The organism is Arthrobacter sp. HY1533 (assembly GCF_027568515.1).
GTDB lineage: Bacteria > Actinomycetota > Actinomycetes > Actinomycetales > Micrococcaceae > Specibacter.
Map to the genome: position 1 here is coordinate 527130 of NZ_JANKZF010000001.1, position 22170 is coordinate 549299.

Annotated in this window: 17 protein-coding genes; 5 read left to right on the plus strand and 12 right to left on the minus strand. The window is 64.8% G+C overall.

Annotation, left to right across the window (positions count from 1 at the left end):
* The first annotated feature begins 14 nt into the window (after nt 1-14).
* A complete protein-coding gene (locus tag PCK14_RS02440; RefSeq protein WP_269936858.1) occupies nt 15-1118 on the plus strand; it encodes a polyprenyl synthetase family protein in 1104 nt (367 codons plus the stop codon).
* An 89-nt stretch (nt 1119-1207) separates the two neighbouring features.
* Here the strand turns inward: PCK14_RS02440 and PCK14_RS02445 are convergent, their stop codons facing one another.
* Nucleotides 1208-1561, minus strand: coding sequence for an Rv2175c family DNA-binding protein (locus PCK14_RS02445; RefSeq protein WP_269936859.1), 354 nt, complete (start codon nt 1559-1561; stop codon nt 1208-1210).
* Between the two features lie 160 nt (nt 1562-1721).
* On the opposite strand from PCK14_RS02445, the gene PCK14_RS02450 reads away from it, so the two are divergent.
* Together PCK14_RS02450 and pknB are read left to right on the plus strand one after the other, a co-directional pair.
* Entirely contained in the window at nt 1722-3110 is a 1389-nt protein-coding gene (locus tag PCK14_RS02450) for a LysM peptidoglycan-binding domain-containing protein (RefSeq protein WP_269936860.1), read from the plus strand.
* Nucleotides 3111-3201: 91 nt separating this feature from the next.
* Nucleotides 3202-5328, plus strand: a complete 2127-nt coding sequence (gene pknB, locus PCK14_RS02455; protein WP_269936861.1) for a Stk1 family PASTA domain-containing Ser/Thr kinase — start codon at nt 3202-3204, stop codon at nt 5326-5328.
* Nucleotides 5329-5474: 146 nt separating this feature from the next.
* Here the strand turns inward: pknB and PCK14_RS02460 are convergent, their stop codons facing one another.
* On the minus strand, nt 5475-6719 hold the full coding sequence (locus PCK14_RS02460) for an ABC transporter substrate-binding protein (RefSeq protein ID WP_269936862.1): 1245 nt from the start codon (nt 6717-6719) through the stop codon (nt 5475-5477).
* 222 nt (nt 6720-6941) lie between these two features.
* On the opposite strand from PCK14_RS02460, the gene PCK14_RS02465 reads away from it, so the two are divergent.
* A complete protein-coding gene (locus PCK14_RS02465) occupies nt 6942-7706 on the plus strand; it encodes an IclR family transcriptional regulator (protein ID WP_269936863.1) in 765 nt (254 codons plus the stop codon).
* Between the two features lie 101 nt (nt 7707-7807).
* Here PCK14_RS02465 and PCK14_RS02470 read toward each other — a convergent pair whose 3' ends face one another.
* From PCK14_RS02470 to pdxT, 10 genes are all read right to left on the minus strand, one after another.
* Nucleotides 7808-9370, minus strand: a complete 1563-nt coding sequence (locus tag PCK14_RS02470) for a CehA/McbA family metallohydrolase (RefSeq protein ID WP_269936864.1) — start codon at nt 9368-9370, stop codon at nt 7808-7810.
* Between the two features lie 81 nt (nt 9371-9451).
* Nucleotides 9452-11800 (minus strand): RelA/SpoT family protein, encoded by a 2349-nt coding sequence (locus tag PCK14_RS02475; RefSeq protein WP_269936865.1) that lies wholly within the window; start codon nt 11798-11800, stop codon nt 9452-9454.
* A 180-nt stretch (nt 11801-11980) separates the two neighbouring features.
* Nucleotides 11981-12976: a protein translocase subunit SecF gene (gene secF / locus PCK14_RS02480; RefSeq protein ID WP_269936866.1), complete on the minus strand. Its 996-nt coding sequence runs from the start codon at nt 12974-12976 to the stop codon at nt 11981-11983.
* Nucleotides 12976-14760, minus strand: coding sequence for a protein translocase subunit SecD (gene secD, locus PCK14_RS02485; protein WP_269936867.1), 1785 nt, complete (start codon nt 14758-14760; stop codon nt 12976-12978). Before secD ends, secF begins: the two co-directional genes overlap by 1 nt.
* A 94-nt stretch (nt 14761-14854) precedes the next feature.
* Nucleotides 14855-15295 carry a preprotein translocase subunit YajC gene (yajC, locus tag PCK14_RS02490; protein WP_269936868.1) on the minus strand — a complete coding sequence of 147 codons (441 nt, stop codon included), beginning with the start codon at nt 15293-15295 and terminating at the stop codon, nt 14855-14857.
* Nucleotides 15296-15444: 149 nt separating this feature from the next.
* Nucleotides 15445-16575, minus strand: a complete 1131-nt coding sequence (gene ruvB, locus PCK14_RS02495; protein WP_269936869.1) for a Holliday junction branch migration DNA helicase RuvB — start codon at nt 16573-16575, stop codon at nt 15445-15447.
* Between the two features lie 11 nt (nt 16576-16586).
* Entirely contained in the window at nt 16587-17222 is a 636-nt protein-coding gene (gene ruvA, locus PCK14_RS02500; protein ID WP_269936870.1) for a Holliday junction branch migration protein RuvA, read from the minus strand.
* Nucleotides 17223-17304: 82 nt separating this feature from the next.
* The gene (gene ruvC, locus PCK14_RS02505) at nt 17305-17892 is read right to left on the minus strand and encodes a crossover junction endodeoxyribonuclease RuvC (protein WP_269936983.1); all 588 of its coding nucleotides are present in this window, start codon (nt 17890-17892) and stop codon (nt 17305-17307) included.
* A gap of 3 nt (nt 17893-17895) precedes the next feature.
* Nucleotides 17896-18651 (minus strand): YebC/PmpR family DNA-binding transcriptional regulator, encoded by a 756-nt coding sequence (locus PCK14_RS02510; protein ID WP_269936871.1) that lies wholly within the window; start codon nt 18649-18651, stop codon nt 17896-17898.
* Nucleotides 18652-18653: 2 nt separating this feature from the next.
* Complete coding sequence (gene pdxT / locus PCK14_RS02515) at nt 18654-19352, minus strand: pyridoxal 5'-phosphate synthase glutaminase subunit PdxT (RefSeq protein WP_269936872.1); 699 nt, start codon at nt 19350-19352, stop codon at nt 18654-18656.
* A gap of 130 nt (nt 19353-19482) precedes the next feature.
* On the opposite strand from pdxT, the gene asnB reads away from it, so the two are divergent.
* Nucleotides 19483-22167 carry an asparagine synthase (glutamine-hydrolyzing) gene (asnB, locus tag PCK14_RS02520; RefSeq protein WP_269936873.1) on the plus strand — a complete coding sequence of 895 codons (2685 nt, stop codon included), beginning with the start codon at nt 19483-19485 and terminating at the stop codon, nt 22165-22167.
* Nucleotides 22168-22170 lie beyond the last annotated feature (3 nt).

A 22170-nucleotide genomic window follows, 5' to 3' on the forward strand; every position in this document is an offset into this window, starting at 1 on the left:
GAACCCCACACAGCATGACCGTTTCCCCCGCCCCGAACGGCGCCGAGCTGGATGCCGAACGCGACGACTACATTGCCGCCGTTGCAGCGCAGCTGGAACGCTTCCTGGATGAAAAGCACCAGCTGCTGGCAACAATTTCGCCGGCAACCCTGGTCCTGGTCGATTCCATCAAGACCCTTGTCACCGGCGGCAAGCGCATGCGGGCGCTGCTGTGCTACTGGGGCTGGCGCGGGGCAGGCGGCGCAGCGGGCGCAGAGGCCGTGATCCAGGCCGGTGCCGCCCTGGAATTGTTCCAGGCCGCGGCCCTCATCCACGACGACATCATCGACCGTTCGGACACGCGCCGTGGCGGCCCCAGCGTACACCGCCAGTTCAGTGCGCTGCACGCCGGCAGCGGCTGGGCCCTGGACGATGAGCGCTTTGGCCATGCCGCCGCCATCCTGACGGGCGACTTGTGCCTGTCGCTGAGCGAGGAAATGTTTGCCCGCATTGGCGCGAGTGCCGGAAGCCGGGCCCGCGAGGTCTTCAACCTGATGCGCACCGAGGTCATGGCCGGGCAGTACCTGGACATCCTGGAGGAAGTGGCGGGCCCGTCCAAGCCGCACGGAACGGCCGTGGCTCGGGCCTCGGCAATCATCCGCTACAAGAGCGCGAAGTACTCCTCCGAACACCCGCTGGTGCTGGGCGGCGCCCTGGCCGGTGCGAACAACACCCTGCTGGCGGGCTACAGTGCGTTTGCACTCCCCCTCGGCGAGGCCTTCCAGCTGCGCGACGACGTGCTGGGCGTCTTTGGCGACCCAGCACTGACGGGCAAGCCCGCCGGGGACGATCTCCGCGAGGGCAAGCGGACGGTCCTGGTGGGCCTGGCCATCGACGCGGCGGGCCCAGAGGACCGGGACTTCCTGGATGGCAACCTGGGCCGGCAGGACCTCAGCGACGCCGAGGTGGCCCGCCTGTGCTCCATCATGGTTGAGTCCGGGGCGCTGGCCGGAACCGAGGAAATGATCTCGGCGCTCAGCACCCAGGCGTTTGCGGCACTGGACGCACTGCCCATTGACCGCACTGTGTCGCAGGCTCTCTCGGCGCTGGGCCAGGCGGCGGTTTCGCGTTTGTCCTGAGCTGGCAGGAAATGATTAAAACAATGCCGGCCCGGGCACTTGGAAAAGTGCCCGGGCCGGCATTGTTTGTTTCACCGACGGTGCCGGTTCTACCAGCCCAGGGCCGCCGCGCGGCGGCGGATTTCCGTCTTGCGCCCTTCGCGCAGGGCATCAACCGGACGCCCCGGCAGTGACTCATCGACGGTGAAGAGCCACAGGATGGCTTCCTCATCCTCGAAGCCTGCATCACGGAGCACCGTGATGGTGCCGCGCAGGCTTTCCAGGACATGGTCCCCGGAAATGAACTCGGCGGGCACGGCCCGGATGTTGCGCTCGCCCACGCGGGCCGCAAGCAGCGTACCGTCCTTGACGAGGGCGTGGACTTTGGTGACCGGGACGTCAAGCATTTCTGCGACGTCGGGCAGGGGCAACCATTCACTGACTACTGATTCGACATTACTCACACACAAAGGTTCCCACATATTGCCGCAGAGCGTATAAATATTGGTTCGAATTCACTTTATCGACTCATTGCCGCGGCATTTGGTGTAAATTCACTTCTAGTCACATTGGCAACACCATCAACATTGGTCTCGTCCGTAACGGAAATTTGAGGTAGCACCCATGACTCCCCCACGCCCCTCCACGCCCAGCGGAAAACAGCTGGCGGCTGTAGCCACGGCAGCCATCCCCGTGGTCATGCTTTCGTCCCTGGCCATGGCAGGCGGCGCCTCGGCAGCCCCCGCCAAGGCAGAGGTCCTCCCGCAGGGAGCCCACGGCACCCTCGACGGCAAGGCCGTGCTGGCCGCCGTCAAGGCCCGCACCGCCGGCAGCAGCATCCCGGCCGCAGTTGTTGCCGGTTCGGTTCCCCGCGCCGTCACGGCGGCCAAGCCCGCCGCGCTCAAGGCCCAGTCCCAGTCAGCCACCAAGCACACAGTGGTTGCAGGCGACACCGTCTCCGGCATCGCAGCCACCCACGGGGTTTCCGTGGCTTCGATTCTGACGCGCAACAACATCTCGGCGACCTCGATCATCCGCCCGGGCCAGGTCCTGGTGGTTTCCGGCCCCGCAGCCGCGGCCCCCGCAGCCGCCTCCGCCACGGCAGATTCCAGCCACGTGGTCCGCGCCGGCGAGACGCTCAGCGGCATCGCCGCACAGAACAACGTCAGCCTTTCGACCGTGTTTGCCCTCAACGGCATGGACGGCGGCACCGTGATCCACCCGGGCCAGAAGATCAAGGTGGGCGGCACGGCGAAGGCAGCCGCAGCACCTGCTGCAAAGCCCGCAGCCTCCACGGGCGGCGGCTACGTCATCAAGGCCGGAGACACGCTCTCGGCCATCGCCGCCGCACACAACGTGAGCCTGGCGGCCCTGGCCTCGGCCAATGGAACCTCCGCCAACGGCACCATTTACGCCGGCAAGACGCTGACCATCCCCGGCGTCTCAGCAGCCGCAGCGGACATCGCGCCCATCTCGCAGGCTTCCCCCGCGCCGGAATCGGCACCCGTGGAACTGAGCGCCGACCAGCAGGTGCCCAGCACCTTCCTGCACTACACGTACCCCGACGCCGTGGTCAACGACGCGAACCGCAACAAGGCGGCACTGCTGGGTGCACCGTCGCCCACGCGTGGCGACATGAAGGAAATGGTGGCACGCACGGCCGCCTCCATGGGCGTGGACCCGGCCCTGGCCCTGGCATTCGCGCAGCAGGAGTCCGGCTTCAACCACCAGTCGGTCTCCCCCGCCAATGCAATTGGCACCATGCAGGTCATACCGTCCGCCGGTGAATGGGCCTCGGGACTTGTGGGCCGCAAGCTGAACCTGCTGGACCCGCAGGACAACGTCACGGCGGGCGTCGCGATCATCCGCGCGCTGCACCAGGGCGCACCCAGCGAGGAAGCCGCCATTGCCGGCTACTACCAGGGCCAGTACTCGGTCAGCGTCAACGGCATGTTCCCGGACACCGTGAACTACGTGGCCGGCATCAAGGCCAACCGCGAACTGTTCCGCTAAAAACGGCGCAAACTTCCGCTTTGGACGAAAAGGGACCGCCGGCACAGTGTTGCCGGCGGTCCCTCCCCGTTTGAACTCCTATGCTGGAAGGGTGCAAGAAGTCCCAGCAGACCCGCTCATCGGGTCAACCCTCGACGGCCGCTACCTGGTCCTATCCAAGGTGGCCCACGGCGGCATGTCCACCGTCTACCTGGCCACCGACCAAAGGCTGGGCCGCAACATTGCCCTCAAGGTGCTGCGCCCCCACCTCGCCGCGGACGATGCCTTCATTTCCCGCCTGCAGCGCGAGGCCCAAAGTGCCGCAAGCCTCTCCCACCCCCACGTGGTCCAGATCCACGACCACGGGGTGGGCCCCGAGCACGCCTACCTGGTCTTTGAATTCATTGATGGCTACACGCTGCGGGACGTCATCAACGGCAACGGGCCGCTGAGCCCCCGCCAGGCCCTGAACCTGCTTGACCCTGTGGTGGAAGGCCTGGCCGCAGCCCACAACGCCGGTCTGGTCCACCGCGACGTGAAGCCCGAAAACGTGCTGATTTCCCGCCAGGGCTGGGTCAAGATTGGCGATTTCGGCTTATCTCGCGCCGTCACCACCTCCACCAACACGGGCACACTGCTGGGCACCGTGGGCTACATCGCCCCCGAGCTGGCCCAGGGACAGGGCGGCGACGCCCGCAGCGACATTTACTCCGCCGGCATCATGCTCTACGAGCTGCTGACCGGCCAACAGCCTTTCCGCGGAGACGTGCCGGTGGCCGTGGTCATGTCCCACATCCGCGACGACGTCCCGGCACCTTCCGCGGCCGTGCCGGGGCTTCCGCCTGTCATGGACGAACTGGTGCGCTACATGACGGAGAAGGACCCCGACCACCGCCCGGCCAATGGCTCGGCGCTGCTCGAGGACCTGCGCCACATCCGCCAGACGCTTAGCCCGGCCGAGCTCGATTTTGGTGCCGTTCCCGGCGCAGCCCCGGCCTTCGTTGCCGGAGCCGCCCACAACGCCGCGGTCCGCGCAGCCGATGCCGCCGCGACCACACAGCTTTCAGCGCTTCCGGGCCAGGCCATGGATGCCCCCACCACTGTGGTGCCTGCGCCCCCGGACGCCACCGCCGTTGTGGCACAGCCGTACTTTCCCACCTCGGTGCTGCCGCCGAGTTCCAGGCTCTACGCCGAGGACCCGCATGCACAGGACCCTGCGCTTGCCATGCCGCCCGCCGACGGCGACTCACGGCCGCCGGCGCGGACCAGCAAGCGCGCGGCCGCGGCGGATGCCAAGGCCCGGGCCCGCGCGGCCGCCACGCCGCGCAGCACGCTTGGCCCGGCCAAGCCCCGCCGCCGCGCCCTGCTGTGGATCCTGATCGTCGCGGTACTGGCCATTGCGGCCGCCACAGCGGGCTGGTTCCTGGCGCTCGGCCCGGGTGCGCTGGCCACCGTTCCCGATGTCCACAACAAGAGCGTGCCCCAGGCCGAAACCCTGCTGCGGGCGGCGGGCTTTGACTTCACCCCCACCGCCGAGATCTTTGACGAGAAGGTGGCCGCGGGCCTGGTGGTCGCCACCGACCCCGGCGCCGGGGAGTCTGTGCGCAAGTTCAACGGCATCACCATCCAGGTGTCCCGCGGACCCGTGCTGCATCCTGTGCCGGCCGTGACAGGCAAGGCGCTCGAGGAGGCCAAGAAGGCACTCACCGACGGCAAGCTGGCCGTGGGGGCGGTGGCCGAAGCCTACGACGAGAAGGTTCCGGCCGGCGTCGTGCTTGGCCAGGATCCCGCAGCGGGCAAGGAGTTCCGTTCGGGCACCAAGGTGAACTTGTCCGTTTCCAAGGGCCCCAAGCCCATCCCCATCCCGTCGGTGGTTGAGAAGACCGAGGCCGACGCCATCGCCGCACTGAAGGCCGTGGGGTTGGTGGGCGCGGTTGCGCCCGAGCAGGTCAACAGCCGCACGGTGCCAGCTGGGTCAGTGGTGTCACAGGCTCCCGCGGGCGGCGATCTCAAGGCCGGCGACACCGTCACGCTGACCATTTCCAAGGGGCCGAAGATGGTGGCCGTGCCGGACATGGTGGGCAAGCAGGTTGGCGCCGCCACGAGTGCGCTGAAGGCCCTCGGCTTCGAGGTGGCGGTGGAGAACCTGCTGGGCGGCTTCTTCGGCACTGTCCGCTTCCAGGACCCGCCGGGCGGCGAGGCACCCGAGGGCAGCACCATCACGCTCCGCGTCATTTAGCCACAACAACGACGCCGGCCCCCGCCTTCTGTGTGAAGGCGGGGGCCGGATGGCGGCCGCCCCCCCGGGGTGGCGCAGATTGTGTCGGGCCCCCCACGGCCGGCGCCTCTTTCGTGGCGGTGGGAAAAGTCATGGAACAATCCCCGTCAGTTGAGAATCTGGGAGTTGACCTGCTCGTCAAAATCCTTCAGCGCCTGCTCGGCAGACTTTGAAGGATCGACCAGGGACGGCAGAACTGACTTCTGGAACGCCGCTGACACCTCCGCCATGCGTGCAACTGGCGCGATGGGCAGTCCGGCGTGCGGGAGGATTTCGTTGTAGGCCGTGTAGAAGGGGTCATCTGACCACGGAGAGGTGCTCAGGCCATCCTTCAGCGGCGGGAAGGCTTCGGGCTTGTTAATGGTTATCAGGTTTTCGCGTTCCATGATGAATGCCAGGAGCTTGCCTGCGGCTTCCTTGTTCTTGGAGTTCTTGAACACCCCAATCTGCCAGCCACCGGCAGTTGATCCTGACGGATCGCCTGCCTTCTGCACAGGAACTACGGCCGTCTGGAAGTCAGTGCCATATTTGATGTTCGGGTTGTTTGTCTCCAGTGCGGACTTGGCCCATGGGCCGCCAAGCATGAAGGCCAGCTTGTCCTGGGCGAAGAGCTGGTACAGGGTGTCGCCCTTCATGTTGTCGGTTCCCGGCGGGACCGCACCAGTCTTGACCAGGTCTTGGAGGAGCTTGACCGCGCCAGAAGTCCCCATGGAGCTGGCGGCCACGGCCTCGGAGGCCTTGCCGTCACTCTTGAGGATCTCGCCGCCCGCGCCCTTCATGTACGGGCCCACTGCCTCGTAGCTCAGGGAGTAGTCTCCCTCGGTGGGGAATCCGTAGCCGTAGACATCTCCCCCGGCGAACAGCTTGACGTCGGCGACGAGTTCATCCCAGGTGGCTGGAGGCTTGTCGATCCCCTTGGACTTGAGCAGTTTCGGGTTGTAGTAAAGCGCCCGCGTGTCGGTGGTCAGGGGCAGTGTCATCTGCTTGCCACCGATCTTGCCGACATCAACCAGGCCGGGGATGAGCGAGTCGATGGCGATCTTGTTCTCAGTGATGGCGGAGTCGAGCGGTGCCAGGAAGCCACCGGCTGCGAAGGTCTGAATGTCGGTGTGGTTCACGCGCCCAAGATCGGGCCCCTGGCCGCCGCGGAACGCCGTGGTCAGCTTGGTGTTGTAGTTGTCGAGCGGAGTTTGCTCAACCTTGACAGTGATGTTCGGGTTGGCCTTCTGGAAGGCCTCGATGATCGGGCCTTCGCCCTTGGGGAATTCGTTCGCCGTCGTCGGTGTGGCGTAGGTGATGGTCACCTTGTCGTCTGCCGAACCGCCCCCGCCGCTGCTGCCACAACCGCTCATTGCCATTCCCGCGACCGCCAGCATGGTAATTCCTAGTACAGCTCTTCTCGGATAACGCATAGTAGCTCCTTCGCTAGTATGGGGGGTTGAGGAAAATTGTTCGCGTATGTGAACCAGGTCTCCTTCCGGAAACACTACGAGACGCATTCGAGCCGTGTCAACGTTCATAAATAAAAATCTTGTTCCATATATGGAACACCGATCTTGTAGTATCGTCGACTCATGGATCCCGATTCGAATTCGCCTCCAGGCGTCAAGTCAGCCGAACGCACCCTGGATGTGCTCGAACTCCTCGCCTCGACGCAGGAGCGTCCCACCCTTTCGGAAATAGCCAGGCGGCTTGACGTTCCCAAGAGCAGCCTGCACAAGCTCCTGGGCACCATGGAACGCCGCGGGTGGGTCGAGACGGACGAGATTTCGCACACCAGGTATCGCGTCGGCCTCCGCGCACTGCTCACGGGCACGAACTATGTTGACCTCGATGAGACAGTGCAATTGGTGCAACCGCTGCTGGCCGCCCTCACCGACACTTTGCACGAGGCCTCGCACCTGGGCCGGCTGGAGGGCACGGACATCGTCTACCTGGCCAAGCGTGACTCACCGCATCCGCTGCGCATGTTCAGCGCCGTGGGTCGCCGCCTTCCTGCACACGCGACAGCCATGGGCAAGGCCATCTTGGCCCAACGCCGGTGGGAGGACGTCGACGCGCTCCTGCCGACGCAACTCAAGGCACTTACTGCCTCGACGATCACCAGCCGGCCCCGATTGCGGAGGGAACTGGCGGAGATCCGGGAACGCGGCTATGCCGTAGACAATGAGGAAAGCGCCGAGATGATGCGCGCCGTGGCTGTGGTTCTCCCAACACCCGGCCTGAACAATGCCATCAGCGTCTCAGCACCAACACAACGCCTGCCCGAAGAGAAAATAGCTGAATACGTCGCACTGCTCGGGCAGCAGTGCCGATCCATCCCACAATTCCAGCAATGACAAGGTGAGTGGCCAAAACAAGTCAGCAAGTGCCCCGGTAAGAGGGCGCTTGCTGACTTGTCATGTTTCAGGACATCGTGGACGCTTGGGACCGGGCGGGACTACTTCATGTCGAGGAAAATCGGGTTGCTCAGGGCAGCCATGGGGCCCAGCTTGAGCGTTGTGCCCATGTCTGTTCCGTTGCTGGGCGAACCGTCGGCCATGGGGTGGCGCACCTCAACCCGGACGTAGGCAGTCAGCTGCGGTGTTGTCACCCAGCTGACGGTGCCCTGGCCGTCCGCGGACAGGCTTGCCTGCCGCATTTGACCTTCGTCGGTGATTAGCCGGACCAGCCCGTTGGGCACCCCGGAAACTGCAGCGGTAACGGTGACCGGGGCATTTGCGGCGGCGGTGAGGCGCTCCCCGATGCCGGCGCTCCGGTCCCCCGAGGCAATGCTGAACTCCAGGGAAACACCTGCTGACTCGGCGATCCAGCTCCTGCCCTTGCGGATGCCCTCAAGGATTGCGTCCCGGGAAAGCGCCTTGGCGTTGACAACGTTGTGCGGGAACCCGATGACCTGCGGGGCGCTGTGGGCATCACTGTTGCCCATGGCGGGCAGCCAGCGGCCGCCGTCGCGCGTGGACTGGGCCAGCATGGAGTCCCAGGTGTTGATGGCGTACTCGTCATCCGCCGTCCACGGGCCGGTCCAGACTTCGACGGCGTCGGCTTCGTCGTAGCCAAACTTCCAGCGGCAGGCGACATAGGGGCAGTAGGGATGTGCCGGAACCACGATCCCGCCCGAGGAGCGGATGCGCTGCGCCTCCTGCTTGAACCCCTTGTCCCGGGCACGGTAGCGCCAATCGATCCACTGCCCCGGCTCAATGCCCAGGGCCAGGTAGTGCCCGTTGCGGGTGGTCACTTCCTCACCCGTGAGAATCAGCAGGTCATCGCCCGCCAGCGGCCCCCAGGCACCATGGGATGCCGGCGTGTTGTGGTCGGTGCTGATCATGAAATCGAGCTTGGCGGCCCGGGCGCCCGCGGCAACATCGGCCGGAGTGCGCTTCCCGTCCGAATAAATGGTGTGCAGGTGGGCATCGCCGCGGTACCAGCCGGCACCGCGGCCGGCAATTTCCTGGGCGGGGTACTGCGGGCGGTGGGCTGCGCCGTCGGGCCCGTAGTCCAGCGTGACATTGACCGTGTAGTCCATGCCCTGTTCGGCCACCTGGTAGGGGCCCAGAACGATGTTCCAGGTGCCCTTGCCGACCCGGCCCGGCAGGTAGCCGGGAGTGGCGTCGGCTGCGCTGATGAAAAACTCCGTGCGGAATCCCCCGGACCAGCCGCGGAAGCCCTTGCCGGCCAGCTTGGTGCCCTTCTCGTCAAAGACCCCAATGTCGCAGGCGTTGTTGAGGAAACCTCCCGGGACAGACGGCTTGCTGTAGGAGTACGACACGCTGATCTTGTTGACGCCCGCAGGAACCTCAACGGGAAGGTAGACGAAGTCTGCCGCACCCGCGTCCAAATGGCCGGTGATGGTCTTGATCCGCGTGCTTCCGGCATCGGCGGCTGCGAACTGCACAGGGGCCAGGGTCAGGGCTGCGCCTGTCAGTGCGGCGGCCAGGAAACCGCGACGCGAAGGGGATACGTGGACATTGTCGCCCGCATGGGCTTTGCATGGTGAACTCACGGCTTTGACAGTAGGGATGCCGGATGAACAGATGCCAACGACGGTTTTGCGGCAACGTGAACAGATGCCGCGCAAACGGAACTATGCGCGCCGGCTGGACCCCGTGGAACGGTAGACGTCAAAGACGCCGTCAATGCGCCGAACGGAGTTCAGCACATGGTCCAGGTACTGGGGATCACCCATCTCGAAGGCGAACTTGGAGATGGCAACCCGGTCCCGGGAGGTGTTGACGCTGGCGGCCAGGATGTTGACGTGGCTTTCGGACAGGACCCGGGTGACGTCGGAGAGCAGGCTCTTGCGGTCCAGCGCCTCGACCTGGATCTCCACGAGGAACACGCCGGACTGGGTGGGGGCCCACTCCACGTCCACCAGGCGGTCCGGCTCGTTCTTCATGTGCACCAGGTTGGGACAGTCCTGCCGGTGCACGGAGATGCCCGAGCCCTTTGTGACAAAGCCCGAAATGGGGTCCGGCGGCACGGGGGTGCAGCAGCGCGCCAGCTTGACCAGGACGTCGCCCATGCCGTGGACGATGACGCCCGATTCTGAAATGCGCGAGCGGGCGTTGGAGACGTGCGTGTCCAGGGGCGCCGGGGCAATCTCAACGTCGTGGCTGGTGCCCAGCATGTCGCGCAGGCGTTCGACGACGGACTGGGCGGAGGTGTGGCCGTCGCCCACGGCGGCGTACAGCCCCGCTATGTCGACGTAGTGGAAGTGCTCGGTGACGGCGAGCAGGGCCTCGTGCGTCATCATCTTCTGCAGTGGCAGGTTCTGCTTGCGCATGGCCTTGGTCAGCAGCTCCTTGCCCTTTTCAATGGACTCGTCGCGGCGTTCCTTGGTGAACCACTGGCGGATCTTGTTGCGTGCACGGGCGCTCTTGACGAAGTTCTGCCAGTCCTGGCTGGGGCCGGCACCTTCGGCCTTGTTGGTGAAGACCTCCACCGTGTCGCCATGGGACAGTTCACTGTTCAGCGGCACCAACTTGCCGTTGACGCGGGCACCAATGGTCCGGTTGCCCACCTCGGTGTGCACCGAGTAGGCGAAGTCCACGGGGGTGGCGCCCTCCGGCAGGGCAATGATCTTGCCCTTGGGGGTGTAGACGTACACCTCCTTGGAATTCATCTCATAGCGCAGGGACTCCAGGAACTCGCTGGAATCGCTGGTCTCCTGCTGCCAGTCCAACAAGGACCGCAGCCAGTTCATGTCCTCCTGGACGCTGACGGGGTTCTTGCTGCCCTGCTTGTACTTCCAGTGGGCCGCAACGCCGTACTCGGCCCGCTGGTGCATCTCCAGGGTGCGGATCTGGATTTCCACGAGCTTGCCGCCGGGTCCCACCACAGTGGTGTGCAGCGACTGGTACATGTTGAACTTGGGCAGCGCGATGTAGTCCTTGAACCGCCCCACAAGCGGGCTCCACAGCGCATGGATCTGGCCCAGCGCCGCGTAGCAGTCCCCCACCGTGTCCACGATGACGCGAACGCCGATGAGGTCGTTGATGTCGTCGAAGTCCTTGTTGCGCACCACCATCTTTTGGTAGATGGAGTAGTAGTGCTTGGGCCTTCCGGTGACGTCGGCCTTGATCTTGGAGACCCGCATGGACTCGACAATTTCGCGCCGGATCAGGCTCAGTTGCTTTTCGCGTTCCGGGGACCTGTCCTGGACCATCCGGACAATTTCCTCGTACACCTTCGGGTAGAGGGCGGCGAAGGAGAGCTCCTCAAGCTCCCACTTGACGGCATTCATGCCCAGGCGGTGCGCCAGCGGGGCAAAGATGTCAAGGGTCTCCCGGGCCTTCTTGCCGGAGGAGGCGGCGGAGACGAAGCGCCAGGTGCGGGCGTTGTGGAGCCTGTCGGCGAGCTTGATGACCAGGACGCGGATGTCCTTGGCCATGGCGATGACCATCTTGCGCACGGTCTCGGCCTGGGCCGCGTCGCCGAACTCCACCTTGTCCAGCTTGGTGACGCCGTCCACCAGGACAGTGATTTCGGAACCAAAGTCCCGCTCCAGCTCGGCCAGTGTGTAGCTGGTGTCCTCCACGGTGTCATGGAGCAGGGCCGCGGCGAGGGTGCTGCCCGTCATGCCCATTTCGGCCAGGATCGTGGCGACGGCCACGGGGTGGGTGATGTAGGGATCGCCGCTCTTGCGCTTCTGGCCCTCGTGGTACTTCTCGGCGACGGAGAAGGCGCGCTGGATCAGCTCGAAGTCTTCCTTGGGGTTGCGGGCGCGGACAATGCGCAGCAGCGGTTCCAGGATGGGTGAATAGCTTTCCGTCGACCAGCCTGTGAGGCGGGCCAGCCGGGACCGGGTGCGCTCACGGCGGCCGGGGAAGGTGGGCCGCGACGCTTCAGTGCGCGCGCCCGAGGATGCGGGACGGGGCTCAACCGCTCCCGTACCGTCCGTCAATGTCTCATGCGAGGGCGATTCATCGGTCAACGCACTACCTCCCTCACGCACTTGCACGCCATGCGCCCCCTTGGCGGGGCATTACCCCAGTCTAAGGGTCGCGACCGGCATTTTTGACCACAAAAAAGCCGGGGGTGGATGCAGTGCATCCACCCCCGGCCTGCGCCCCTTCCCTGCCCGGCGGACCGGCGGGAAGCAAGCACCAACGTGCTAGACGGCGTCGACCAATGTGGCGGCGCGGTGCTGCTGCACCTTCTTGGCCTGCTTGGCCAAGTCCGGCTCACGTTCGCGCAGCCACGAGTACATCGGGGCGGCCACGAAAATCGTGGAGAACGTGCTGACGATGATGCCGATGAACAGGGCCAGCGACAGGTCGCGCAGGGTTCCCGCACCGAGCAGCAGCGCACCGATGAACAGGATGGAGGCCACGGGAAGCACTGCCACCATCATGGTGTTGATGGAGCGCACCAGGGTCTGGTTCACGGCCAGGTTGACCTCTTCGGCAAAGGTGCGCCGCGTGGAGGTCTTGATGTCTGCCGTGTTCTCACGGATCTTGTCGAACACCACCACTGTGTCGTACAGCGAGTAGCTCAGGATGGTCAGGAAGCCGATGATGGCCGACGGCGTGACCTCGAATCCCGAGGCGCCGTAGACGCCGGCCGTGACCACCATGACCACCAGCAGGCCCACGACGGCCGCAATGGACATACGCCATGTGCGGAAGTACAGGGCCATGAGCACTGTGGCCAGCAGGACGAACACGAAGAAGCCGATGATGGCCTGGCGTGAGACGTCCTGGCCCCAGCTGGGGCCGACGAAGGTTGAGGTGATGTGGTCCTCTGTCACGCCGTAGGCAGCCTTGAGTGCGTCCTTGACCGCAATGGTCTGGTCGTCGCTGAGGCGTTCGGTCTGCACCTGCATGGTGTCGCCGGCAATGTTGGTCACCACTGCGTCCGTGCCGGGTGCGGCATCCGCCACGGCCTTTTCGCCAATGGCCACGTCCCTGTGGGCAACTTCGGAGATGGTGAACTGCGAGCCGCCGCGGAAGTCGATGCCGAAGTTGAACCCGCCGTTGATCATGGGGATCAGGATGGAGAGCAGCATGACAACCAGGGTGATGCCAAACCAGATCTTGCGCTTGCCAACGAACTCGTAGGACCGTTCACCGGTGTACAGCTCGTTGCCGAATGTGGCGAAACTCTTCATTACTTGCTCTCCTTGGAGTCGTCGCTGGACTCGGACTTTGCGGACCCGGCGCCACGGCTGCCAACCATCTGCTTTTCATTGGCGGCGGATTCCTTGGCGGCCAGGCGTCGCTCGGCAATCGTCTGGCGGCGTTCTGCCTCGCCGGCGGCACGGGCGTTCTTGCCCTTGGCAACCTCCAGGCTTTCGGCCGGGGTGCGCAGGCGCCCTGCTCCGCGGTAGAGCGGGATGGCGCCGAGCTGGGCGGGGTCCAGGCCGGAGAAGCGGTGTCCCTCGCCAAAGAACTTGGTGCGGGCCAGCATCTGCAGCATGGGGTGGGTGAACATGAACACGACGATGAGGTCGGCCACGGCGGTCAGGCCCAGCGTGAATGCGAAGCCCTTCACGCTGCCCACGGAGACGAAGTACAGCACCAGGGAGGCCAGGATGTTCACGGCCTTGGAGGCCAAGATGGTGCGCTTGGCGCGGGCCCAGCCATTTTCGACGGCCGCCACGAGCCCTCGCCCGTCGCGCAGCTCATCCCTGACGCGTTCAAAGTACACAATGAACGAGTCGGCGGTCTGGCCGATGGCCACGATGATGCCGGCCACGCCGGCCAGCGACAGGCGGTAGTTTTCCGCCCAGCCCAGCAGCACGATGGCCAGGTACGTCAACACACCGGCAATGACCAGGGAGAGGATGGTGACAAAGCCCAGCGCACGGTACTGGAACAGCGAGTAGACAACCACCAGGAGCAGGCCGATGAGGCCGGCCAGGAGGCCCATTTCCAGCTGCTGCAGGCCCAGGGTTGCCGAGATCTGGATTTCGCTCTGGATTTCGAAGCTGATGGGCAGCGAACCGAACTTCAGCTGGTCGGCCAGGGCCTTGGCGCTGGTCTCGGTGAACTGGCCCGTGATGGAGGACTGCCCGTCGGTGATGACTGCCATGGAGGCGGGGGCGGAGATGACACTGTCGTCCAGGACGATTGCAAAGCGGGCCTGGGGATCATTCGGGTTGGCCAGGTACTTGGCGTTCAGGCGCTGGGTGACGGACTTGAATGCCTCGGCACCTTCCGGCTTCTCCAGCGTCAGCTGAACCGACCACTCGTTGGTGGTTGCGCCCTGTGCGCCCTGGGCCAGGCCGTAGGATGCGGTCTTGATCCACTTGCCGGGGATCTCCACCGGGCCCAGGATGTACTTCAGGCCGGTGCCGGGCTCACAGCTGACCAGCGGCTTGGCCGGGTCTGAGCTGGTGGGGCGTTCGGTCAGCGGCGGAATGCAGCTGGTTGCCTCGAACTCCTTCATGAGCGCCGCGTCGACCCAGTTGGTGTCGCTGGCGTTCACGGGCTTGGCCGTGGGCACGGGCAGCTTGTCCGCGGGGGTGCGCTCGGCTTCCGGCACCGCGCCCGAGGGAACCTGGGTGGCCACGATGACGGGGCGGAAGTTCATGTTGGCCGAGGCCTTGATGAGGTTGCGCTCTTCGTCGGTGGGCTTGCCGGGCATGCTCACAACAACGTTGGAGCCGCCTTCGGTGGAGATTTGGGCTTCGGAAACACCGGAGCCGTCCACGCGCTGGCGGATGATGGACACGGCCTGGTCCAGCTGCTCCGAGGTGATTTGCCCCGCGCCCTCGACCTTGGGCGCCAGGATCATCTGGGTGCCGCCCTCAAGGTCCAGGCCAAGTTTTGGCGCCCACGATGCGGCGCCGGCCATGACGCCGCCTCCTACCGCAAGGGTGCATGCAATGATGATCGCCGCAAGCCACAGCAAGGTTCTGCGGGCTGTGGACGTCGGACCTGTTCGTGCCATCAAGGGATCCTTCTATTGGTCACGGGTGTGGTGAACATGGCAATGCTGCTGTGCCGCGCGTCACGCGGCACAGCAGCTGCCAACCCGGATGAGGCTAGTTGTCTTTGTTGTTTTCGTTCTTCAGGCGCTCCAGGGATTCCTCGACGGATTCCGTGGCTTCGGGCTTCTTCTCCAGGTCCAGGACCAGCGATGAGGCGTCATCGGGCACAACTGCCGTTGCTTCCTCAGGCTCAACGATCTTGGCAACGGTCTGGCTGTGCACGGTGGCGGTGGTGCCGGGGGAGATTTCCATGACGATCTTGTTCTCATCGGTGTCGATGGAAAGGACCTTGCCGAACAGGCCAAAGTTGGTCATGATCTCGACGCCGGGAGCCAGCTTTGAGCGCTTCTCCTCCGCGGCAGCCTTGGTCTTCTTCTGCTTGCGCAGCATCATGAAGATGAGCAGGCCGAACATGGCGAACAGGAGAATGTTGGCACCGCTGAAAATACCGGCGGGGGCAGCCGTTTCGGCGGCTAAAATACTGCTGAAAGACACAGCTGGAGTTCCATTCTTTGGGTGACAAACGGTGGCCGGCTCATCAAACGTGCCGGACGTCATACCAGTCTAGAGGGTAAAGCTGAACGCTTGATGATAAACCGCCCACAAACGCGCAAAATTACACAACCCCGCCCGGCTGCCGCTGCCTATCCGTCCAATTCGTCCCCGTCAAAGGGCAGCATGGCCGACGCCACGGCGTTGCCAGGCATCTTCAGCCCCAGGTGTTCCCAGGCGGCGGGCAACGCAATGCGTCCACGGGGCGTGCGGCCCAGCAAGCCTTCCCTGACCAGGAACGGTTCCGCGACCGTCTCCACGGTCTCCGGCTCCTCCCCCACGGCGATGGCCAGGGTGGAGAGTCCCACCGGGCCGCCGTTGAACTTGTTGACCAGGGCTTCCAGCACGGACCGGTCCAGGCGGTCCAGGCCCCTGGCATCAACCTCGTACATGTCCAGTGCCGCCGACGCCGCCTGGGCGTCAATGGTTTCCAGGCCGTGGACCAGCGCCCAGTCGCGCACACGGCGCAGCAGCCGGTTGGCAATGCGGGGGGTGCCGCGCGAGCGGCCGGCAATCTCGGAGAACCCTGCGCTGCTGAGCTTCAAGTCCAGCATTCCTGCCGAACGGCGAAGCACCAGCTCCAGCTCGGCCACGGAGTAGAACTCCAGGTGGCCGGTGAAACCAAAGCGGTCACGCAGCGGCCCGGGCAGCAGGCCGGCCCTGGTGGTGGCGCCCACGAGGGTGAACTGCGGCAGCTCCAGGGGAATGGCCGTGGCACCAGCACCCTTGCCCACGATGATGTCCACACGGAAGTCTTCCATGGCCATGTACAGCATTTCCTCGGCGGGCCGGGACATGCGATGGATCTCGTCCAGGAACAGCACCTCCCCTTCAGTCAGGGAGGACAGGATGGCCGCGAGGTCGCCGGCGTGCTGGATGGCCGGTCCGGAGCTGATGCGCAAGGGCGCGTTCATTTCCGCCGCGACAATCATGGCCAGGGTGGTCTTGCCCAGCCCGGGAGGGCCGGACATGAGCACGTGGTCGGCGCTGCGGCCGCGGATGCGGGAGGCCGCAAGCACCAGGGCCAGCTGCTTGCGGACCCGTTCCTGGCCCACGAAGTCGTCAAGGTTGCGCGGGCGGAGGGCCGCCTCGAGTTCACGTTCCTCGGGCTCGCCCGAGGGGGCGGCGAGTTCGCCGGCACCGCGCCCGGGGCCGGCGGCCTGTGGGCCTGCGCCGCCGCCAATGCTGATCTGCCCGGGTAGCAGCGGGATTGAATCGTCCATGCCTGCCATGGTTACCGCACACCGCTCTTTTGCCGGCCGGTGTCCTGGCCCAGCCAGCGCAGCGTGGCTCGCAGCACGGCGGGCACGTTGGCGCCCTCGGCCAGTTCGGGCTCGGCGGCGACGGCGGCATCAATGGCCTTGAGCGCGTCCTTTTCGTTCCAGCCAAGGCTTGTCATGGCCGCAACCACCTGGTCCTTCCATTCCATGCGTGCAGCCGCAGCGGGACCCGCGGACGTGGCGGTTCCCGTGGGGTGCAGCTTGCCCTTGAGCTCCAGGACAATGCGCCCGGCCACCTTGGGACCAACCCCGGGAACCTTGGTGAAGGCCTTGCCGTCCCCGGCAGCGACACCCGAGGCGATGCTTTCCGGCTCCAGCACGGACAGGATGGCCAGGGCCAGGCGCGGGCCGATGCCGCTGACCGTGAGCAGGACGTCGAAGACCTCACGCTCCCGCTCGTCGGCAAAGCCGTAGAGGGTCATGGAGTCCTCGCGCACGATCATGGCCGTGGTGAGGGTGGCTTCCTCCCCCACGCGCAGCCCACCGAGCGTCTTCGGCGTGGCAATGACCAGCATGCCCACCCCGTTGACGTCGATGACGGCGTGGGAGAGCGAAAGCGACGCGACGGGGCCGCGGACAAAACTGATCATTGCAACTGCTCCTGCTCTGGTTCCGGCACTGGTGGACAGCATGAATGCTGTTCCCAGTGTAGTCGAACATACTTACTAGCAACTAGTTCCAGCGCTGGCCGGGCTTTTCCTTGTTTTTTGCCGTCTGCGACTTTGTCTCGGCATCGCGCCACAGCCGCTGCGCCGCCGTCGTGCCTTCCGTGCCGCCGGCAAAGGAATTTCCGCTGCGCCAGGCGTGGGCAATGGCCAGGGCCAGGGCGTCGGCGGCGTCGGCAGGGCGTGGCGGTTCGTCCAGGCGCAGGATCCGCACCACCATGGCCGTCACGTTTTCCTTGCCGGCCCGGCCGTTGCCCGTCACCGCGGCCTTGACCTCGGACGGGGTGTGCATGGCGACGGGGATGCCGCGCCGGGCCGCCGCAACCATGACAACGCCGGAGACCTGGGCCACGCCCATGACGGTGCTCAGGTTGGTCTGGGCAAACACACGCTCCAGGGCCAGGACATCGGGCTTAAACGCGTCCAGCCACTGGTCAACCGCATCCGCGATGACCAGCAGCCGGGCGTCAAGGCTCAGTTCATGGGAGCTGCCCACCACACCGACCCCCACCAGGGTGGCCGTGCGGTTGGGGGCAACATCAACCACGCCGAGCCCGCAGCGCGTCAGGCCCGGGTCAACTCCCAGGACCCTCAGGGCCTAGTCCTCTTCGAGCGCTGCGAGGACTTCGGGGCTCATGTCGGCGTTGGAGTAGATGTTCTGAACGTCGTCCAGGTCCTCCAGCGCATCGTAGATCTTCATGAACTTGCGGGCGTTCTCGACGTCGAGTTCAACCTGCATGGACGGGACAAAGCCTGCCTCGTCGGATTCGTACTCAATGCCGGCCTCGGTCAGAGCTGCACGGACGGCCGGGAGATCCTGGGTGTCGCAGATGATCTCAAAGCTGTCGCCCTGGTCCTTGACCTCTTCGGCGCCGGCCTCGAGGACTGCCATGAGCAGGTCGTCCTCGCTGAGGCCGTTCTTGGGCAGTCCAACAATGCCCTTGCGGGTGAACATGTAGGCAACCGAACCGGGGTCGCCCATGTTGCCGCCGTTGCGGCCAACGGCCAGGCGGACCTCGGAGGCTGCACGGTTCTTGTTGTCGGTGAGGCACTCGATCAGGATTGCCGTGCCCTGGGGGCCGTAGCCCTCGTACATGATGGTCTGGTAGTCCACGGCGTCGCCGAGCAGGCCGGCACCGCGCTTGATGGCGCGGTCAATGTTGTCTGCCGGAACGGAGGTCTTCTTGGCCTTGGAGACGGCCAGTTCAAGCGCCGGGTTGCCCTGGAGGTCGGGTCCGCCACCACGGGCAGCAACTTCAATGGTCTTGATGAGCTTGGCAAACGACTTGGCACGGCGGCTGTCGAGGATGGCCTTCTTGTGCTTGGTTGTTGCCCATTTGGAGTGGCCTGACATGGTTACGCTTCTCCCTTGATCATTCGAATAAACAGTTCGTGGATGCGGCGCTCACCAGTCACTTCCGGATGGAAGGAGGTGGCCAGCAAATGCTGCGACCGAACGGCAACTGCACGAACCTCTGGTTCAATCCTAGCGTTTTGTGGGTCCTGTGGCAGAGCAACAGTGGCGAGCACCTCAACTCCGGCACCCACGCGCTCCACCCACGGCGCCCTGATGAACACCGCATGCAGGGGTGTTTCGGGCTCCCCCGCCGGGGCCAGGCCGCGGAAATCAAGGGCCGTTTCAAAGGAGTCAACCTGCCGGCCAAAGGCATTGCGGCGCACAGTGATGTCCAGCCCGCCAAGCGTCTGCTGCGGGTTGCCGGCCAGGTCCAGGGCGGGGTCGGCAATCTCGCGGGCCAGCATGATCATGCCGGCGCAGCTGCCATAGACCGGCATCCCGGACGCGATGCGCTCCATGAGGGGCTCGCGCATGCCAAAGATGCGGCTGAGCTTGTCGATCGTGGTGGATTCCCCGCCGGGGATCACCAAACCGTCGACGGCGGCCAGCTCCGAGGGGCGGCGGACGGACACGGCCTGCGCCCCGCACTCCCCCAGTGCCCGGGCGTGTTCGCGGACATCCCCCTGCAGTGCCAGGACGCCCACCACGGGCCCGTTCGATGTGTTGGATGTTGTGTTGGAAACGGAGTCAAAAGTCACGTTTTCATCTTAGATGGGCGCTATCTCACACGGATAACTTCCGTTACTCACCGGGCGGCGTGGGCGGCGTTGCCCGCTCAAGCAAGTAGCATTGTGCGAGGACTGACGTGCTAAAGATGAGGTAAGCAGTATGTGCGGAATCGCTGGTTATTACGGTTATGGAGAAGACGAATCTCTCCTTCAAGAGATGAACGCGTGCATTGTGCACCGCGGCCCCGACGGTGAGGGCATCTACACTCACGGGAACGTGGGGCTGGCCCACCGCCGCCTCTCCATCATCGATGTTGCGCACGGCCAGGAGCCCATGTACAGCGCCGACGGTGAAACCGTCCTGATCTACAACGGCGAGGTTTACAACTACCTTGACCTGCGCGCCGAGCTTGAGGCGCTGGGCCGGACCTTCTCCACGAAGTCGGACACCGAAGTGGTGCTGCAGTCCTACGAGGAGTGGGGCGACGCCGCCTTTGACAAGTTCAACGGCATGTTTGGCTTTGCCATCCATGACAGGAAGAACAACCGCCTGGTCCTGGCCCGCGACCACTTCGGCATCAAGCCGCTGTACTACGCCACTGCAGGCACCGCCGAGGCCCCCACGCTGCTGTTCGGCTCGGAAATCAAGCCCCTGCTGGCCGCCAACAAGATTGAAACCGGCGTCAACGAGCGGATCCTGTACCGCTACCTGCAGTTCCGGATCCACGACGACGAATCCGGCACCTTCTTCAACGGCGTGCAGAAGCTCATGCCGGGCGAGAAGCTGGTGCTGAACACCGTTGACAGCGAAGCCGGCCCCGCCGGAACCTCCGTGATCAGCAGCTACACGCGCTTCAAGGAAGAACTGGCCGAACTGGCCAAGATTGAAACCCCGTACTCCAAGGCCGTCATCGACGAATACCGGGAGCGTTTCACCGAGGGTGTCCGCCTGCGCCTGCAGTCCGAGGTCCCCGTGGGCACGGCCCTGTCCGGCGGACTGGACTCCTCCGCCGTCGTGGTGACCATCAACAAGCTCATGCAGGAGAAGGCAGCGGCCACCGATTCCCTCGGTGCCCAGCAGCAGACCTTCTCGGCAGTGTTCCCCAACTCGCTCAATGACGAGGAAAAGTACGCAGACGCCGTGCTGGCCCGCTGCGAAGGCAACGTCATCAGCCACAAGATCCGCCCGCAGGCCTCCGAATTCGTTGAGGACCTCGAGGACTTTGTGCGCACCATGGAGGAGCCCATCATCTCCTCCGGTCCCTACGCCCAGTACCAGGTCATGCGCGAAGCATCCAAGCACGTCACGGTTCTCCTTGACGGCCAGGGCGCCGATGAGATGATGGCCGGCTACATCCCCTACTACTTCGCATACCTGCGCCAGTTGAAGAAGAACGGGCAGAACGCCAAGCTGGCCAAGGAACTGGTTTCCAGCTCCGACATCCTGTTCCGCCTGGCCCGGTTCCGCATCCAGGGCGCCCTGACCTTCAAGAAGGCTGCCGGGATCACCCCGCTGCTGAACAAGAAGTTCACGGCCAAGTTCAAGTCCGAGACGTTCTCCAACATCCCTGACAACCTGAAGCTGCGTCTCATCGACGACCTCTTCCACAAGTCCCTGCCGGCCGTGCTGCGCTACGAGGACAAGAACACCATGCGCTTCTCCCTGGAGGGCCGCGTGCCGTTCCTGGACAAGGAAGTGGTGAAGTACCTCTTCAGCCTCTCTGACGAGTCCATCATCAAGGGCGGCTGGAACAAGCGCATCCTGCGCGACGCCACCCGCGAGCTGCTGCCGGAGATGATCAGCAACCGCCGCAACAAGATCGGCTTCACCACCCCCGAAGCCGAGTGGTTTGGCCTGATGAAGGAAAAGATCTACGAGATCTTCCTGTCCTCCTCCTTCGGCTCACGGCCCTACTGGAACCAGGACGCCGTGATCTACGCGTTCGAGGAATACCTCAGCGGCAAGTCCGCCGGATCCACCATGGTGTTCTGGCGCCTGATCAACACCGAGCTGTGGCTGCGCGAGTTCTTTGACCAGCCGGAAGTCAAGGCCGGCATCGAGGGCAAGAGCGACTACATCCCCAACGCCGACAAGAACCTGGACATCACTGTTCCGGACAACGCCGGCACCTTCCGCCGCTACCCGCTGCGCACTGAGGTTTTCTACAAGGAAACCGACTTTGACCCCGCAGTCATGACGTACGTCAAGCGCTACTTCGACGGGCTGCCCACTGCCGGCGGCGACCACGGCGAAGCCACCGCCAACACGCCGTGGTACCTGTTCGTCTCGGAGAAGATCGTGGCCATGACCCAGGGCCGTTCCATCCCGGTCTGGGACATCAAGGTCAGCAACGCGGCGCGCATCTTCAGCAAGTTCGTCACCCGCAACCCCGGCGGCATTGGCCTGGCCAGCCCCTGGTCCATGCAGTTGGCCATCGACGAGGTGGGCCTGCCCAAGATCATGTACGCCTCCGCACGCTCCGTGATTGGCAAGCTGCAGGGCAAGTCGGGCGTGTTCTATGAAGTGGTCGGCCACAACATCAACGCGATCGACGGCGCTGCCGGCTACCAGGTGGGCACCTCCACCCACTCGGTGAAGTACGCACCCATCGACCCCGACGGCGTGGCAGCGCGCCTGAGCGCCCTGGTCCGGGCCACTGTCCCGGCCGAGTTCGCTGCGACGTTTGCCGGCACCGCGATCATGGATGCCAACGACCTTGGCGTTGTGGCGCTGGGCCACGACACTCCCCTGCCCAAGGCTGTCCTGGAGAACATCTTCCGCGACAACCCGCAGGGCCAGACCACCGAGACCACACCCATGTCCTTGGTGTTCACCCAGAAGTAGCTC